The sequence below is a fragment of the Acinetobacter sp. YH12200 genome (assembly GCF_013418175.1).
Lineage (GTDB): Bacteria > Pseudomonadota > Gammaproteobacteria > Pseudomonadales > Moraxellaceae > Acinetobacter > Acinetobacter pseudolwoffii.
The window spans coordinates 98,832-116,860 of record NZ_VPCO01000011.1 but is presented as its reverse complement, the minus strand read 5'-3'; the positions used below and the strand labels follow the sequence as shown (position 1 = coordinate 116,860).

Genomic DNA, 18,029 nt, shown 5'->3' with positions numbered 1-18,029 from the left:
AGAAAGTAACTTAGACCAGTGTTGATCATTCAGCATTGTACGAGGCATAGCGAGAAGTAAATTTGGTTTGGCGATTAAATTTTACTTTCTCGCTATTTTTTTGAACAGAAAATGTCAACAGACCCTATTAGGATCAGGAATAAAAACTTGGATCAGGCACTTTTCCGGTCAGCACCCATTCCCCCACTTCCTGATATTTATAATCCACCGGATCATGCAAGGTTTGAGTCCGAACATTACGCCAGAACCGGTCCAGATTCAGTTGCGCAGTCGTTGCCCGTGCACCCATGACCTGAAAAATATTCTGGGTGATATATAAAGAGCTATTGGTCGCGGCAATTTTGGCGGTGGCAATCGCAATCGAGACTTCACCACGCTGCTCGGCAGTCAGATCAGGGCCGATATTCCAAGCTTTCTGCAAGGTCTGAATGGCTTGATCTGCCAATAAACGCACGCTTTCCAGCTGCACATAAAACTCGGCAAAATGCTTTTGGGTAAAAGGATCATTCACTGCATGTTCAGCCAAGGATTTTGACCAGGCTTTTTGGGTTTGTACGGTCTGTTTGGCAACTTCAAAAGCCCCTTCGGCGACACCGAGAAACATATGCACAAATATCAGCTGCGCAATCAATGGACGTAAACTGGAATACGGCGTACTCAGTGGCCCCGGATTGAGCAGCAATTCATCCCGGTGAATGTTGACCTGTTCAAAATGACTGGTGCCGCTGTCAGTCTGGCGCTGGCCCATATTGTTCCAGTCGCCTAGAAAGCTCACACCCTGTCGCTGGGTAGGAATCACGCCAATCAGCAATTTTCCTGCTTCGTTATAACCTGAACACAGCAACATATCCGAATCGATCGAACCAGAACAAAAGCTTTTATCACCATGGAAAATATATTCATGTTCTGAGACTTGAGTTGCCGTGGTACGACGATCCAGCGGATTGAGAGTATTGCCCCAGAACAGATTATTTTGGACAGTCTGTGCAAACCATTTGCCATATTGCTCGGGTTGGGAAAATAGCTGTACGGTGGCAATCAATAAATGATGAAATCCATAAATATGCGCCAGAGAGCTATCGACCTGCGCCAGGGTCTGAATGGTTTTAAAAATTGTCCGCCAGTCTGCACCCTGTCCACCATAGGCAACAGGAATAGACAAGCCGAGCAGACCACTGTTACGGATCAGGTCTCGTTCATGCTTGGGATTACCGCCCTGCTTGTCTCGCACTGCGGCAGTTTGGGCAAATTGTTCTGCCAGTTTCTGGGCAATATCGACAGGAGATTGATCTAAATATGGTGATCGTACATTCATTATTTTAACTCATGTTCAGCATGTGGGCAGCTTAGCAGATCAAGACGTTGCGCTATATTCGAAAGCATGCAGAGCTTATTCCTGATCTAAAAATACCGGCTGCGTGCAGCCGGTATTTTGCTTGTGGACTTTAGCTATTTAACGAGGATTGGCTTGTACTTCTGCAATCAGATGATCCACCACTTGTGGTTCAGCCAATGTCGAGGTATCGCCCAGGCTATCCAGCTCATTGGCTGCAATCTTTCTCAAGATCCGGCGCATGATTTTCCCTGAACGGGTTTTGGGCAAAGCGGGTGCCCAGTACAGTGCATCAGGTGTCGCCACTGGCCCCAAAATCTTGCGCACCCAGCTCACCAGTTCAGCACGCAATTCATCTGAACTGGTCACGTCGGCCTGTAAGGTGACAAAGGCACAAATTCCCTGCCCTTTAATGTCATGCGGCATACCCACCACAGCAGCCTCAGCCACTGCTTCATGGGCCACCAACGCACTTTCAACTTCAGCTGTGCCTAAACGGTGTCCGGACACATTCAGCACATCATCGACCCGGCCAGTAATCCAGTAATAACCGTCTTTATCGCGACGCGCGCCATCTCCGGTAAAATAAGTACCCGGATAAGTCGAGAAATAGGCTTCGATAAAACGTTCCGGATCACCCCAGATGGTTCGCATCTGGCCCGGCCAGGAATCTTTAATCACCAGATTGCCTTCAGCTTCGCCTTCCAGCTCCTTGCCATCTGCATCGACAATCGCAGGTTGTACCCCAAAGAAAGGCCGTGTTGCAGAACCCGGTTTCAAATCAGTCGCGCCTGGCAATGGCGTAATCATAAAACCGCCGGTTTCCGTCTGCCACCAGGTATCAATGACGGGACAGCGACTTTCACCGACCACGGTGTAATACCAGTTCCAGGCTTCAGGATTGATCGGCTCACCCACCGAACCTAAAATTCTCAGGCTGCTGCGGTCACTTTCCCGCACAAAGGCATCGCCTTCACGCATCATGGCGCGGATGGCTGTCGGTGCGGTATAGAGAATGGTGACGTTATGCTTATCGACAATGTGTCCGGTACGCGCCCAGCTCGGATACTGCGGAACACCCTCGAACATAAGAGTCGTGGTGCCATTCGACAGGGGGCCATACAGCACATAGGAATGTCCGGTAATCCAGCCGACATCTGCGGTACACCAAAAGATATCATCCTGTTTGATGTCAAACACTTCGCGGAAACTGCAATTCACATAAGTCAAATAACCGCCCGTGGTATGCATCACGCCCTTGGGCTTGCCGGTCGAACCTGAGGTATACAGGATAAATAGCGGATCTTCGGCATTCATCGGTTCCGGTGGGCAAATGTCATTCACCGACATGATTTCCATGTGATACCACAGGTCGCGCCCCTCTTGCATTTCAATCGGGTTGCCGGTGCGATGCACCACTATTACATTTTGAATGGAGTCTGTACCAGCCAGTTTCAGGGCTTCATCAACATTGGCTTTCAGCGGAATCGGTTTCCCGCCGCGCATACCGGAATCGGCCGTAATCACCATTTTGGCCTGACAGTCTTCAATCCGGCTGGCCAGAGAATCCGGTGAAAACCCACCAAATACCACGCAATGCACCGCCCCGATGCGCGCGCAGGCCAGCATGGCAATCGCGGCTTCAGAGACCATGGGCATGTACAGCATCACCCGGTCGCCTTTAGCAATGCCATTTTTTTTCAGCACATTGGCGAAACGGCAGGTTTCGTCATGCAACTCGGCAAAAGAAATAATCTTGTGCCGTGAAGGATGATCCCCTTCCCAGATAATGGCCGGCTTATAGGGATGTTCTTTCAGATGACGGTCCAGACAGTTGGCGCTGACATTGAGCTGACCATCAGCAAACCATTCAATTTTAAAATTGTCGGGATCGAAACTGGTATTTTTGACTTGGGTAAAAGGCTTGATCCAGTCCAGACGTTGTGCCTGTTCTGTCCAGAATGCTTCTGGCTGCTCGATGGAATGTTGATAACGTTCGAAATACTGGTCTTCAAGCGTGCGTGCTGTTTTTTTAAAATCTTCGGGTACTGGATAGATCTCTTGCATATGTCACTTCCTTGATTTTGTTCTATCTCATCACGAGAGGTTAATGCTGTGTTGTTGATTGTTTTTTATGCATAATGGCAGTATGGCCTGCTTATTTCGAATCCGGCAATCATGCTTTCGTCGTAGATTATTTATTCAAATTCAAACAAAATAAAGCACAACTTACAGTACAGAATATTCTGCATAACTGTGTATGATCTGTAGCAATGCCCTTTAAAAAATAGAATTTAGCTCTCGCTCTTATTTCGTCTTGTTCAGTTCAGGATCATATTTATGAAATCGCCAGAATCTCCCTATTTCACCCCTCCCGCTTTAGTGGCAACGGATCATCCCTTGTCGATAAAAGGCCGTTTCGGGCGTCTGAGTTTTATTGCGTGGTCAGCATTTCTACATTTCATCTTCCTGTTTAGCAGTATTGCGCTGGGCTTAAGTATTGATATTGTGAATATTGCAGTCCATTCAATGGATTCTAACTGGCTGCTTTCACTACAAGGCTTGGCCGGTATCGGCGTGCTGATCATGATTCTGGTCTATGCCTATTTCGCTTTAGTGGTGACCGTTCGCCGTTTGCATGACATGAACCGCAGTGGCTGGTGGGCGCTGCTGCTGTTGCTGCCCTTGGTGAACATTTTTGTATGGCTTTATATCGTTTTTGGTTCGGGAGATCGCGGCATAAATGACTACGGTCCTGCGCGGATGACCCTGCTCTGGGAAAAGATGCTGGCCTGGCTGATGATTGTCCTGATACTACTGAGCCTATTTGGGTCGCTGGCTTTATTGGGTTATATGAGCGGTGGAGAACAGCCACATATCCCGCCTGAGATCATGCAAAAAACCACACAATATTTTTAACAGCCGTCTGCTTATTTTTAGGAAATATCCATTCCTGGCGGATAGCGCTTCTTAATTTTTTGCTCAACATCAGGCAAAATAGGCAAAATTTAAATGATGGAATTTTTGTGGCAGAGCAAAATAATACCTTAAGCCAGGTCACTGAGGGCACCACGGAGTTGTTGCATCAGGCAACTGAAAAAACCACCCAGACCGTGATTGAACATACTGCCAAGTACAACGATGCCTATAGCACCATTGACAAGATCATGGAAGGTTTCTGGGAACGTGTGCCTTATTTCGGTATTGCGCTGGTGGTCATTGTCATTTTCTGGCTATTGTCAAAACTGTTTAAGTTTTTTGTGCGCAAAACCTTAGAGAACCGCTCTTATACCCGCCAGAATCTGGTATTGGTCCTGAACCGTGTCGGCAGTACCTTTATTATTTTCTTTGGTGTTTTGATTGGTCTGGTCATTGCCGTGCCTGGCTTTACCCCGGGTCAGCTCATGAGTGCCCTCGGGATTGGTTCAGTCGCCATTGGTTTTGCCTTCAAGGATATTTTCCAGAACCTGCTTTCTGGTGTGCTGATTTTACTCGGTGAACCATTCAAGATTGGCGATGATATTATCGTCAATGGCATGGAAGGCACAGTCGAAGATATCCAGATTCGTGCGACTTTTTTGCGTTCACCGGATGGCCGCCGTATCGTGATTCCCAATGCCACGGTCTATACCAGTGCCGTGACGGTAAACACGGCCTATACCCGCCGTCGCTGTGAGTTTGTAGTGGGCATTGGCTATGAAGATGATATCCAGAAAGCCAAAGACCTGATTACCGCCATTTTAGATAAAGACCCGACCATCCTCAGTCAGCCGGGCTTTAGTGTCAATGTCACGGCGCTGGCTGATTTTTCCATTACCTTAAAAGCGCTCTGGTGGGTCGATACCACTGAGACAGGCACAGGAACCTCAATCAGTGCGGTGCAGGAACGCGTGATTCAGGCGTTTGCCGAACATCATATTTCAATTCCTTATCCGGTACAGGAAGTCAAAGTCTATCGCGGCGAAGGCAATGAAGATGCCTCAGCTCGTGCTAAACAGACGACCTAGGACATAGGGAATCACGGTTTCAGTGCGGAGAATACGGTTGCCCAGACTCACAGCCTGACAGCCGTTTTTAACCAGTAAATCTACTTCATACGGAATGAATCCGCCTTCCGGGCCGATGATCATCGTACAAGGATGCGGAATCGCAAAAGGCATGGATTGTTCGGCATAAGGATGTGCCACATAAGCGGGTCGGTCAGCCGTAATCAAGCCTGGCAAAATATCTTCAACAAAAGGTTTAAAACGTTTATACAGCTCGATTTTCGGAGCTATTGTATCCCCGGCCTGTTCCAGTCCCAGCTCGATATAATGATTTAACTGCTGTAAAAATGGGGTTTGCCAGTAGCTTTTATCGACGCGATAACTATGCAGTAAAATGATTTTTTCCACGCCCAAAGTGACACTGTCCATGATCAGACGGCGCAGCACTTTCGGCCGTGGCAAGGCCACAATTAAAGTTACGGGTAATTTTTTTGGAACAGCATCTTCTTGAAGCGGTTTTAGTCGCACTGCTTTTTCAGAAATCTCGACAATCTCGGTGAGATAGCGCTGACCTTCCAGCACTCCCACTTTTAAGGTATCTCCAACTTGAATCTGCACATGCTGCTGTAAATGTTCCAGTTGACGTTTCGATGAAATCGTCCAGAGATCCGATTGTGTTTGTCGATGGTCAAGAAGGACAATATTCATAGAAGATTTTATACCGAAGAACTGTTGAATGACCTCTATCCGCTAGAGGGTAGCGACATGGATGTCGCGCGTATCCCTGAGGGATAAGGACATCCCTTCAGTGATACAAAAGATTTTTGCTACTTTTCATCTTTGAAAAGTAGGCTAGATAAGCCAGCTTAGAAATATTGAAAAAACTTCAATCTACACAGCCTAACGACGGCATCCCTGCCGTCTTGGTAAATCCAATATCTGTTACTTATCAATATAAATTAAAGATACCGATCAATCACCTGAATATGCTTGGCAAGCGATCCCGTATTTAACTGCATAATTCTCTGCGCTGCTGTATTTAAACGTTGTGCCTTGATTTGATCTTGCAAAAGTTCCAGCAATACCTCTGCCGCCTGCTGCGCATCCTGCACAACTTCTACTGCATCTGCTTGAACGAATTCATCGACAATGGTCTGAAAATTAAAATAGTTTTTGCCTAAAACAGTCGGTACATTCAAGGCAATCGGCTCCAGAATATTATGCCCACCACCCGGCTCATTCAGCGAGCCACCGACATAACAGGCTTGACTCAAAGCATACCAGAGCCACATTTCCCCCATCGAGTCCGCCAGATAAACCTGGGTATCTGCTTCAATGTTCTGGGCCAAACTACGGCGCTGAGTTATTAAATTTAAACTCTGTGCAGCCTGAAACACCTCATCAAAACGTTCCGGATGACGGGGTACGACGATACATAAAAGTTTTGGGTTGCTATCTAAAGCCGATTTTAAAGCGCTTAGAATTTCTTTTTCTTCAGGCGCATGGGTACTGGCCAGTATCATAATTTTGCGACCTGCCAGTTGCCATTCTTGCTTCAAGTTTGCAGCATGTTCTACAAAACTTTGTGGTGCAGTAATATCAAATTTGATATTGCCCAAAACCTGGGTTTTTTCGGCGGTGATCCCCAACTCGATATAACGCTGCTGGGTGGCAGTATCCTGTGCCAAAAGCTGACTTAACTGCTGTAGCATGCTCCGGGTCAGACCTTTAACCCTGGCATAGCCCTTGGCCGACTTTTCCGAAAGACGCGCATTTAACAAAATCGTGGCTACATCAAACTCTGGTGCCTGATCCAGCAGATTCGGCCAAAGCTCGGTTTCCATCAGCAATAACAGTTTTGGCTGATACTGCTGATAAAAATCACGGATCAGTACTTTCTGATCAGCAGGTAAATAGACGGCTTGAAATAAATCCAGATAAGGTGCTTTTAAAAAAAGTGATTTGGCCCGTGCCTGACCGGTTTTGGTGGTATTGGTGACCAGCACCGGATGACCCGATTTTAAATAATGTTCGATGAGAGGCTGGGCAGCATTGGTCTCACCGACCGAGACCACATGAAACCAGATGGCATGCAGATTTTTGGGCGGCTGAAATGGGCCGAAACGTTCTGTCAGTTCTTGTTGTAATTGTTCAGGATCGGTCGCACGTTTACGAATACGCGATTGATATAAAGGTTTAATCAGAGCTAACGCTGCGTTATACCAAAATGGAGTAGCCAAATGCGCCTCGAAACAGATTCAATCGACAAAATATAACAGAGCCACATCGACATGTTAATCGATGTGGCTCATTTTTAGATTATTCTACAGTAGTTAAAGCGTCTGCTTCAGCCAATGTCGGATAATCAATATAGCCTTCTGCGACATTGGTTCCGATCATATTTTCCAGCTTCAGTTCATTCAGCGGTGCATCTTCGAGCAGACGCTCGTATAAATCCGGATTGGCAATATAAGCCTTACCAAAAGCTACCGCATCTGCTTTGCCTGAAGCCAGCAATTCAATCGCATCGTCACGACTTAAACGCATATTGGCCATATACGGCACGCCGTTTGAGCGCTGTTTCATATACTCCGAGATACTGTCTTCCGCCAGATATTCACGGGTAAAGAAGAACGCGATCTGGCGCTTGCCCAACTGTTCCATCACATAACCAAAGGTTTCACGTGGATCATTGTCGCCCATATCGTGTTCATCGCCACGCGGTGCCAAATGAATTCCGACACGGCCTGCACCCCAGACATCAATCAGTGCATCCATGACTTCCAGCAGGAAACGGGCACGGTTTTCGACTGAACCACCGTATTCATCTTCACGCTGGTTGGTCTTGGTTTGCAGGAACTGGTCAATCAGATAACCATTGGCGGCATGCAGTTCAACTCCATCAAAACCGGCAGCTTTGGCGCAAATTGCCGCCTGTTTATATTGTTCGGTAATCGCATGAATTTCAGAAATTTCCAGCGCGCGCGGCAACACATAAGGACGTTTTGGACGTAATAAACTGACATGACCGGCCTGTTGTACACTGCTCGCCGATACTGGCGTTTCACCATTTAACAGTTCTGGATCAGACACACGCCCCACATGCCACAGCTGCGCCACAATCAGGCCACCTTGGTCATGTACCGCTTGAGTCACCTGCTGCCAGCCTGCTACCTGCGCATCAGTAAAGAGACCAGGAGTATTACGGTAACCATTGGCTTCTTCAGAAATCACCGTGGCTTCAGAAATGATTAAACCGGCACTTGCACGTTGTGCATAATATTCGGCCATCATTGGCGTTGGTACGCGGTCGTCAGTTGCACGACTACGCGTAAGCGGCGCCATGATGACACGGTTTTTAAGTTCTAACACGCCAAGCGTTAAAGGAGAATTTAATTCAGCCATCGGTACTCCCACCTGTTGGATTAAAGGTGTTGTTGCATATAGTCGATATATTGCTGAATCAAAGCTTCATTACGCGAGAAATAAGACCATTGTCCGTGCTTGGTCGCGGTGATTAAACCGGCCTGCTGCAAGACAGACAAATGATTGGACATGGTGGACTGAGAGACTTGTCCTAACTTTTCAATCTGCCCTGCACAGACCCCGCGTTGAAAGCCGCCACACTCTTCCACAGACAGATATTGTTCTGGCGATTTCAACCATTCCAGAATCTGCCGACGTATCGGATTGGCTAAGGCTTTAAAAATTAGATCAAGATCCATAGGTACATCACAATCTGTGGCGTAACAAAACTTGTTTCAGCATCTAAACCGATTATATCGCATTTTATCGATTTATATATCGATAAATTTAGATATAAGAGTCACAGTCTGTACTAACTTGGTTACGCCAGCTATTTAAACGATTTCTTACAAGCTTAAACGATTTCTTACAAGCCCTGTTTCAAGCTTGCTTCGATAAATTTATCCAGATCGCCATCCAGAACCGCGCCGGTATTGGAACTTTCGACACTGGTACGTAAGTCTTTAATACGTGAATCATCCAGAACGTATGAACGAATCTGGCTTCCCCAGCCGATATCAGACTTGGTATCTTCCAGCGCTTTTGCAGCATCATTACGAATTTGCATTTCACGTTCATAAAGTTTGGCGCGTAACTGCTTCCAGGCATGGTCGCGGTTGGCATGCTGTGAACGCTGGTTCTGACAGGCCACTACAATCCCGGTCGGTGCATGCGTTAAACGAACCGCAGAATCCGTTTTGTTAATATGCTGACCACCGGCACCCGATGCACGATAGGTATCGGTACGCACATCTGCCGGATTAATTTCGATCTCAATATTGTCATCGACTTCAGGCGAAACAAACACAGCCGAGAATGAGGTATGACGACGGTTGCCCGAGTCAAATGGCGATTTACGCACTAAACGATGTACGCCTGACTCGGTACGTAACCAGCCATAGGCATATTCACCGTCTACACGAATCGTCGCTGATTTAAGCCCTGCGACATCGCCGTCCGATTCTTCCATGATTTCTGCTTTAAAGCCATGGCGTTCAATCCAGCGCAGGTACATCCGCATGAGCATCGATGCCCAGTCCTGCGCTTCAGTACCACCCGAACCGGCCTGAATTTCTAAATAACAAGGATTAGGATCCATCGGATTGTTGAACATACGACGGAATTCAAGTTTAGCCAGTTCTTCTTCAGCTGTAGTCAGTTCAGCCTGTACATCTTCCAGTAAGCCTTCATCATCCGCTTCCACTGCCAGATCAAGCAAGGCCTGCGCATCTTCAAGCTGTGTGGTCAAACCATCCAGCACATTTAATACGTTCTCAAGTTCGCCTTTTTCTTTGGCCATGGCCTGGGCACGACTCTGGTCATTCCAGATGGTGGGATCTTCTAATTCACGCAGGACTTCTTCTAAACGCTCTTTTTTCAGATCGTAGTCAAAGATACCCCCGTAGTGTTTGACCACGTTCGTTTAAGTCTTTTAATTGGTTTAGATACGGATTAATTTCCACGTGAATTACTCTCAATCAAAATTAGGCACAAATTATTTAGCCCCATATTATAGCACAGTCTATTTCTGCTATTTCAGTGTGGTGGATCCAGTCCAAAGCTCGAATGTCATCCCAATTTAGAGTTATGTTTTCGTCAGGAAATTTTTGACAATTGAATCGGTTATTAAATGTCGTTTTGATCTGAAGCTTGATCGGATTTCGCATCTCGCATTCATTATCAAAATATAGTTTTTCATTTAATTTTATCGTCTAAAAATATCTACCAAATTGAATAAAAAATCAGCAAATTCAATACATTCCACAATATCTACACAGTTTTAATAAAACACTACATTATAAATTTAATTTTATTATTCAGTTACTTATTTAGAAAAGATTACATAAGATTACGCTATTCACATTGCTGTAACTTTCCTTTGATTGACGATCTTTGAAATTGCTCTAGACTGAAAGTTGTAACAAAAAGTGTAATGTTTTTAACTAAAGATTTGAGGGGTAGTAACCATGAAAAAATTAGCGATTGCTTCGGCACTACTTTCAGCAATAGCAATGACAGGTACAGCAGCACATGCTTACCAGGCAGAGATTGGTGCATCAGCAGGAGTAGTTGATCAAGATATCGGCGGAACTAGCGGTTCTTTCGGTGTTGATGGTAAATATTACTTCAATCCAGTTCAAACACGTAATGCACCATTAGCAGAAGCAGCATTCCTTGATCGTGCCAGCAATGTAAGTGCCCATTATCAATATGACGAAGTAAATGATGTAGATCGTCATCGTTACGGCGTAGGCGCTGAATACTTTGTACCAAATTCAGATTTCTACCTAAGCGGTAATATTGGTCGTGATGATATTGAAAACTTTGACGAAACTGTTTATGGCGCTGAAATCGGTTACCTTCCAGCACCGGGCCTATTAATTGCTGCCGGTTTAAAAGGTTATGATAATGACTATGATGACGGCGTAGATCCAACATTACGTGCTAAATATGTGACTACACTTAGTAATGGTAAAGATATCAACCTGGAAGCTGGCGCAGGCTTTGGTGATCTAGATGAATACAATCTGGCAGCAGACTATTTTATCGATAAGACACTCAGTGTTGGTGTAGATTACGCAAGTAAAGATCTTGGCCCTATAGATACCAATGAGTTCGGGATCAGTGCTCGTAAATTCATTAACCAGCAAGTGAGCCTGGAAGGTCGAGTTGGTTTTGGTGAAGTAGGCAACAATGATTACAACAAATTTGGCGTAGCAGCGAAATACCGCTTCTAATCTAAAACTACAGATTAAGCCATTTATAAAAAAAACCCATCCTCGGATGGGTTTTTTTTTGCACTGTTAACCAGCATTTAGGTATTTTTTGCACATTGACTGGGCGAATATAAACTGTACAATTTGTTACAACTGTTAATAATACAGTCATATTTTTATAACAAAGAGAGAAAATCTAAATGTTTAAGAAACTTGCTCTTGCTACAGCACTTCTTGCTAGCCTAGGAACTGCACATGCTTACCAAGCTGAACTTAATGTAGGGTATGAAAACACTGATATCGATAACCTTGGGGATCTAGATACATTTTTCATCAATGGAAAATATTATTTAAATGATGTTCAAGTTAAGAACTCTCCACTTGCAGAAGCGGCTTTCCTAAATAAAGCAAGTAATATTGGCTTAGGTTATGCAAATGCAAGCGGTGATGGCGATGAAGATATTGATGTGTTTGGTGTAAGTGGTGAGTTTTATATTCCAAATACTCAATTTTATGTAAGCGGTACTATTAACCAAGTTGATTTTGCAGGTGACGATAATACCGGTTATGCGCTTGAAGTAGGTTACCTACCAGTTACTGGCTTGTTGCTAGCAGTAGGTGCCGCAAATGAAAGCGTAGACCCAGTTCAAGTGGCAAACTATGGTTTCACCGCAAATCTTTCAAATGCACTTACTGTAGGTGATGACACTGCATTATCTTTACGTGCCAAATACGTGACTCAAATTGGCAATCATTTCACCAATTTTGAAGGTTTAACTTATATTGGTGATGAAACAACCTATCGCTTAGCTGCTGATCTTTATATCGATCCAACTCTCAGTGTAGGTCTATCTATTGCTGATTCTACTGCAGATGGTTCAGATACACTGTTCGGTATTAAAGCTCAAAAATTCTTTACGCCAACTATTGCAGCAGGTGTAAATTACCACACAACTGACGGTATTGACTCGTTTGGTATCAATGGTACTTTCCGCTTCTAATCATTCCGATTAAAAGTCAAAAAACCGCTCACTCGAGCGGTTTTTTATGGCCTATTGTTCTAAATGGATAATCCGCATTTGCAGGCTGACATTGCCATTAAAGACATTTTTATCCAGCTCATACACCAAGCGCGTATCTTTCATCGGATCAAATTCATATTTATCGGCTGCATTGAAGGCGATCGCATCAATCACCTGCCCATTTTCCAACGCCACGCGTAATTTAAGATGTACATCTTTGAGCCAACGATAGTCCATAATCTTGAAGATCCCTTCAAAAATAGGTGGAGGGAATTTTTGCCCCCACGGACTTAAATGTTGCAGGATATCGACTGTTTCGATCTGGAAAGCCGAAGCGGATAGCTCCCCATCCGTCCATAAAGTCGCAGTGAATAAATCCGCGTCCATCGTAGCAATAAGTGCTTCAAAGACCTGCTTAAATTCAGCAAAATTTTCTTTTTTCAGGGTTAAACCCGCTGCCGCTGCATGCCCGCCAAAATGACTGACTAAATGTGGATATTGCTCCGCCACCTGTTCAATCGCATCACGGATATGAATCCCTTCAATCGAACGCGCCGAACCCTTGATATGTCTCCCATCTTCATCTGCGGCAAAGACAATACTCGGACGATGAAACTGCTCTTTTAAACGCCCCGCCACAATACCAATGACACCTTGATGCCAATGCTGTTCAAACATGATTAATGCAGCCGGCAATTCAGTTTCGTCCAGCTGGATTTTCTCAAGTTCGTTTAAAGCGTCCTGCTTGATTTTAGCTTCGACCTGACGGCGTTCAACATTCAGTTGATTCAACTGTTCGGCCAGTGGATAGGCGTTTGCCAGATCCGGCGCCAATAGACACTCGATCCCGATGTCCATGGTTTCCATCCGTCCGGCTGCATTAATTCGCGGCCCTAAGACAAAACCGAGATCTTGCGCTTTTAGACCTGCCGGATCACGTTTTGCAATATCCAGTAGCGCACTGATCCCTGCGCGGCACTGCCCTTGCTGAATCCGTTTCAGGCCCGCATCGACCAGAATCCGGTTGTTATAGTCCAGACTGGCGACATCGGCATAAGTACCGAGTGCCACCAGATCAAGATAATGAATAATTTGAGTGGTCGATTTTCCAAGTTTTTTGCGATGGGTCGACAGATTGGCCAGCACATAAAACGCCACCCCGACCCCGGCCAAGGCTTTGCTGGGGAAATCACAACCCAGCTGATTCGGATTGACCACCGCTTCGGCTTCAGGTGTCGGCTTGGTGGTCAGGTGATGATCGGTAATGATCACCTGCATGCCATGATCCTGCGCCTGTTTGACTCCGTCATGGCTGGAAATGCCATTGTCCACGGTAATCAGTAAATCAGGTGTGAAACTGACAAAAGCCAAATCTGCAATTGCGGGTGTCAGTCCATAACCATACTTAAAACGGTCTGGTACCAGATATTCAACATTAGCACCCATATCACGTAGTGCCAGCACCATGAGTGCAGTACTGGTCGCGCCATCGGCATCATAATCACCGACAATCACGATTTTCTGGCCACGATCAATCGCCTGATCCATCAATTGAATGGCTTCAGGCAATCCTTTCATGGTCGGTGCCAGCAAATGCTTCAGCTTGAGTTCCAACTCTTGCTCAGATTCTACCCCACGCCGGGCCAGAATCTCGGCTACAAATGCAGGGACGCCCGCTAAATTTTCAGGACGTGTCAGCAATGGACGTTGTTTGATTTCCAGTTTTTGCATGGTTATGGCATTAAGCGCTCTAAAGTCCAGCCGGCATCGGTTTTGCGATAACTTAAACGGTCATGCAAACGGTTCGGACGACCTTGCCAGAATTCATAATAATCGGGTTCGAGACGATAACCACCCCAGAATACCGGCTTGTCCAACTCTTGCTGATTCGCGACCTGGGTATGCAAATCCCAAAAACGTTGCTGTAATTCCTCACGACTGGCCACGACGCCACTTTGCGGGGTACTAATATGCGCGGCAATCTGGCTTTCTCGTGGACGTTTATGATAATAATCGGTCGATTCTTCTTCCGATATTTTCTTTACACGACCCGAAATACGAATCTGCCGCTCCTGATCCTGCCAGTAGAACAACAGTTCGGCATAAGGATTTTCAGCCAGATCCAGACCTTTTTGACTATCATAGTTGGTATAAAAGTCATAACCCGCTTCAGTCGCTCCACGCAGTAATACCGTACGCACATGCGGACGCCCTTGCGCATTGGCGGTCGCCAATGCCATGGCATAGGGTTCATGCAATTTTGCTTCCAGCGCATGGTTAAACCATTGCAAGAACTGCATATGCGGATTCGGGTTGACCTGCTGTTCTTGCAGCTCGCCTTTCTGATAATTCAGGCGTAGCTCACTCAGATCTTTGATCAGATCACTCATTCTTTCTTCCTCTAAGCGGCATTGGCACGTACAGCATCAGCTAATGAATTTGCCAGTGCAGTCACTTCACTTAAATCTTCGCCTTCCACCATGACACGAATCACCGGTTCAGTGCCTGATTTACGAATCAACAAGCGGCCACGCCCTTTAAGCTGCTGTTCGGCTTTTTCAAATTCAGCGGCCAAGGCCGGTACTGAATAAGGATCAAACATGGCATCTAAACGCACATTGACCAGGACATTTGGCAACAGTTGAAAATCAGCCACCAGCTCATGCAGGGCTTTCTTCTGTTCAACCATGACTGTCAACACTTGCAAGGCGGCAATAATGGCATCGCCGGTGGTGCTCTTGTCCAAGGTCAGAATATGCCCAGAAGGCTCGCCACCAATCGTCCAGCCGTTTTCTTCCAGACCTTGCAACACATAACGGTCGCCGACTTTGGCACGTAATAATGGCACCTGAGCTTTTTCCAGTGCCAGTTCCAGTGCCATATTACTCATTAAGGTACCGACGATACCTGCCGGCTTTTTCGAGCTTTGCGTGGCAAGAATATACAGAATATGGTCGCCATCAATCAGCTTTCCAGACTGATCCACCAGAACTACACGGTCGGCATCGCCATCAAAAGCAACACCTAAGTCGGCCTGATGCTGGATCACGGCTTGTTGCAAGCTTTCAGGATGAGTCGAACCACAGTCTTTATTGATATTTAACCCGGTCGGTTCATTGTGAATGGCAATCACACGTGCGCCCAGCTCACGGAACACAGCAGGCCCGACATTATAGGCGGCACCATTGGCACAATCCACCACAATGGTGAGTTCATTCAAGTCCAGATGATAGGGGAAAGTCGATTTACAGAATTCAATATAGCGACCATTGGCATCTTTGACCCGGATACTTTTACCCAGGCTCGCGGTATCTTCAATGATAAAATCTTGTTCGAGTTCCTGATTGATTTCTTCTTGCAAGGCATCCGGTAATTTCTTGCCTTCCGCCGAGAAAAACTTAATACCGTTATCGAAATACGGATTATGCGAAGCAGAAATTACAATTCCCAGGCTGGCATGCAAGGCACGGGTCAAATGGGCAATCGCCGGTGTTGGTAATGGGCCTAAAAGATGAACATAGACGCCAGCCGCATTTAAACCTGCCTGCAAGGCGGCTTCCAGAATATAGCCAGACAAACGGGTATCTTTACCCAAAACCACCAAGGGCTTGGCTTTTTTACTATGACGCTTTAAAACCTTACCGGCTGCAAACCCCAATTTCAGGGCAAACTCAGGGGTAATCGGCAATTCGCCAAACTTTCCACGAATACCATCCGTACCAAAATAACTCATCTTTATCTCACTTCTTAGCGGATGATTGATCTCACCCATTTTTTCCCTGTGCCACACTTTACACCAAAATAAAAAAGCCGTCATTTGCATGACGGCTTTTAAAAATTTTAAATCACAGGAGATTAACCCACGCGATAGTTGGGTGCTTCTTTGGTAATGGTCACATCATGCACATGTGATTCCGACATACCGGCAGAAGTGATTTTCACAAACTTGGCATTTTGACGCAGGTCTTCAATCACGGCAGAACCGGTATAACCCATCGAAGAACGTAGGCCGCCCATCATCTGATGCACGATATTGCCCATTGGACCTTTGTACGGTACGCGACCTTCAATGCCTTCAGGAACCAGTTTCTCGGCACCGGCTTTAGAGTCCTGGAAGTAACGGTCAGCCGAACCGGTTGCACCCGCCATGGCACCCAACGAACCCATACCGCGGTAGGCTTTGTAATAACGGCCCTGGAAGAATTCAACCTCACCCGGTGCTTCTTCAGTACCGGCCATCAATGAACCGACCATAATGGTACTTGCACCCGCACCAATCGCTTTGGCCATATCGCCAGAGAAACGGATACCACCATCCGCAATCAACGGAATCTGATCTTTCAGCGCATTGGCTACAGAATCGATTGCAGAAATTTGCGGCATACCAATACCGGCCACAATACGTGTGGTACAGATTGAACCCGGACCAATCCCGACTTTAACCGCATCCGCACCTGCATCAAGCAAGGCCAATGCAGCATCGCCAGTTGCGATGTTACCGCCAATCACCTGAACTTGTGGATAGTTGGCTTTTACCCAACGTACCCGTTCGATCACACCCGCAGAATGACCATGTGCTGTATCGACAACAATCGCATCGACACCGGCTTCAACCAGCGCTTCAACACGGCTTGGGGTTTCTGCACCGGTACCGACTGCAGCACCGACACGTAGACGACCTAAATCATCTTTACAGCTGTTTGGATAAAGTTCAGCTTTACGGAAATCTGTCACCGTAATCAAGCCTTTCAGCTCTTGCTGATCATTCACCACCAATACTTTTTCAATACGGTGCTGCTGTAATAAGGCTTGGATATTTTCTTTCGATTCGCCTTCGCGAACTGTTACCAGACGATCCTGACCAGTCATGATGTTGCTGACTGGCTGCTCAAGATTGGTTTCAAAGCGTGTATCGCGACCGGTGACAATACCGACCACTTTGCCATCTTTCACCACTGGTACACCACTGATATTGTTGGCTTGAGTCAAAGCAATCAATTCACGTACTGTGGTTTCAGGAGTAACTGTAATCGGGTCTTTGACCATACCCGCTTCGAATTTTTTCACACGGCGCACTTCTGCAGCCTGAACAGCGATATCCATGTTCTTGTGCAAAATACCGATACCACCGTTTTGCGCCATTGCAATTGCCATACGGGACTCAGTCACCGTATCCATCGCTGCAGACACAAGAGGAATATTCAGGTTAATGCCACGGGTCAGGCGTGTCTTTAGAGAGACATCTTTTGGGAGAACAGTAGAATAGGCAGGGAGTAATAGGACATCATCGAAGGTTAACGCGTCTTGAACGATGGTCAACATAACAGTCTCACTGGTAATTTCCGTGCACTATTATAAACAAATATCGACTTAAATTTCATTGCAATTGCAAAATTATTTTTGCATTAAAATAGTTTTGAGGGCTGGATTTTTTCCAGTGAATCAA

15 protein-coding genes are annotated in these 18,029 nt (G+C 46.0%); 4 read left to right on the top strand and 11 right to left on the bottom strand.

The features are described 5' to 3' along the window. Positions 1 to 133: 133 nt before the first annotated feature. Positions 134 to 1,315 (bottom strand): acyl-CoA dehydrogenase family protein, encoded by a 1,182-nt coding sequence (locus tag FTU90_RS09320; protein ID WP_005095080.1) that lies wholly within the window; start codon positions 1,313 to 1,315, stop codon positions 134 to 136. 138 nt (positions 1,316 to 1,453) lie between these two features. Then, the gene (gene acs, locus FTU90_RS09315) at positions 1,454 to 3,400 is read right to left on the bottom strand and encodes an acetate--CoA ligase (protein WP_074383876.1); all 1,947 of its coding nucleotides are present in this window, start codon (positions 3,398 to 3,400) and stop codon (positions 1,454 to 1,456) included. Between the two features lie 273 nt (positions 3,401 to 3,673). Between acs and FTU90_RS09310 the strand changes: the two genes are divergently transcribed. Together FTU90_RS09310 and FTU90_RS09305 are read left to right on the top strand one after the other, a co-directional pair. Further along, complete coding sequence (locus FTU90_RS09310; protein WP_100534524.1) at positions 3,674 to 4,252, top strand: DUF805 domain-containing protein; 579 nt, start codon at positions 3,674 to 3,676, stop codon at positions 4,250 to 4,252. A 107-nt stretch (positions 4,253 to 4,359) separates the two neighbouring features. Next, positions 4,360 to 5,340, top strand: a complete 981-nt coding sequence (locus FTU90_RS09305; RefSeq protein WP_159516480.1) for a mechanosensitive ion channel family protein — start codon at positions 4,360 to 4,362, stop codon at positions 5,338 to 5,340. Here FTU90_RS09305 and FTU90_RS09300 read toward each other — a convergent pair. From FTU90_RS09300 to prfB, 5 genes are all read right to left on the bottom strand, one after another. Further along, positions 5,314 to 6,027 carry a 16S rRNA (uracil(1498)-N(3))-methyltransferase gene (locus FTU90_RS09300; protein ID WP_180001009.1) on the bottom strand — a complete coding sequence of 238 codons (714 nt, stop codon included), beginning with the start codon at positions 6,025 to 6,027 and terminating at the stop codon, positions 5,314 to 5,316. The two genes, FTU90_RS09305 and FTU90_RS09300, sit on opposite strands and share 27 nt — an antisense overlap. Before the next feature lie 251 nt (positions 6,028 to 6,278). Beyond that, entirely contained in the window at positions 6,279 to 7,559 is a 1,281-nt protein-coding gene (locus tag FTU90_RS09295) for a 3-deoxy-D-manno-octulosonic acid transferase (RefSeq protein ID WP_180072425.1), read from the bottom strand. 79 nt (positions 7,560 to 7,638) lie between these two features. Continuing rightward, entirely contained in the window at positions 7,639 to 8,724 is a 1,086-nt protein-coding gene (locus tag FTU90_RS09290) for an alkene reductase (RefSeq protein WP_180072423.1), read from the bottom strand. A 20-nt stretch (positions 8,725 to 8,744) separates the two neighbouring features. After that, positions 8,745 to 9,044 (bottom strand): helix-turn-helix transcriptional regulator, encoded by a 300-nt coding sequence (locus tag FTU90_RS09285; RefSeq protein ID WP_005173210.1) that lies wholly within the window; start codon positions 9,042 to 9,044, stop codon positions 8,745 to 8,747. Between the two features lie 167 nt (positions 9,045 to 9,211). Then, a protein-coding gene (gene prfB, locus FTU90_RS09280) for a peptide chain release factor 2 (protein WP_100329506.1) occupies positions 9,212 to 10,307 on the bottom strand; the annotation gives its coding sequence in 2 pieces (ribosomal slippage) (positions 9,212 to 10,234 and positions 10,236 to 10,307; 1,095 coding nt in all). A 504-nt stretch (positions 10,308 to 10,811) separates the two neighbouring features. On the opposite strand from prfB, the gene FTU90_RS09275 reads away from it, so the two are divergent. Continuing rightward, positions 10,812 to 11,582: a putative porin gene (locus FTU90_RS09275; RefSeq protein WP_180072420.1), complete on the top strand. Its 771-nt coding sequence runs from the start codon at positions 10,812 to 10,814 to the stop codon at positions 11,580 to 11,582. A gap of 179 nt (positions 11,583 to 11,761) precedes the next feature. Beyond that, positions 11,762 to 12,562 (top strand): putative porin, encoded by an 801-nt coding sequence (locus tag FTU90_RS09270; protein WP_179991927.1) that lies wholly within the window; start codon positions 11,762 to 11,764, stop codon positions 12,560 to 12,562. A 51-nt stretch (positions 12,563 to 12,613) separates the two neighbouring features. Here FTU90_RS09270 and recJ read toward each other — a convergent pair whose 3' ends face one another. From recJ to guaB, 4 genes are all read right to left on the bottom strand, one after another. Then, positions 12,614 to 14,314 (bottom strand): single-stranded-DNA-specific exonuclease RecJ, encoded by a 1,701-nt coding sequence (gene recJ, locus FTU90_RS09265; RefSeq protein WP_180072418.1) that lies wholly within the window; start codon positions 14,312 to 14,314, stop codon positions 12,614 to 12,616. 2 nt (positions 14,315 to 14,316) lie between these two features. Further along, positions 14,317 to 14,973: a pyridoxamine 5'-phosphate oxidase gene (gene pdxH, locus FTU90_RS09260; protein ID WP_180072416.1), complete on the bottom strand. Its 657-nt coding sequence runs from the start codon at positions 14,971 to 14,973 to the stop codon at positions 14,317 to 14,319. 11 nt (positions 14,974 to 14,984) lie between these two features. Further along, a complete protein-coding gene (gene glmM / locus FTU90_RS09255; RefSeq protein ID WP_074383868.1) occupies positions 14,985 to 16,316 on the bottom strand; it encodes a phosphoglucosamine mutase in 1,332 nt (443 codons plus the stop codon). A 122-nt stretch (positions 16,317 to 16,438) separates the two neighbouring features. Beyond that, positions 16,439 to 17,905 (bottom strand): IMP dehydrogenase, encoded by a 1,467-nt coding sequence (gene guaB, locus FTU90_RS09250; RefSeq protein ID WP_005095051.1) that lies wholly within the window; start codon positions 17,903 to 17,905, stop codon positions 16,439 to 16,441. Positions 17,906 to 18,029: the final 124 nt, after the last annotated feature.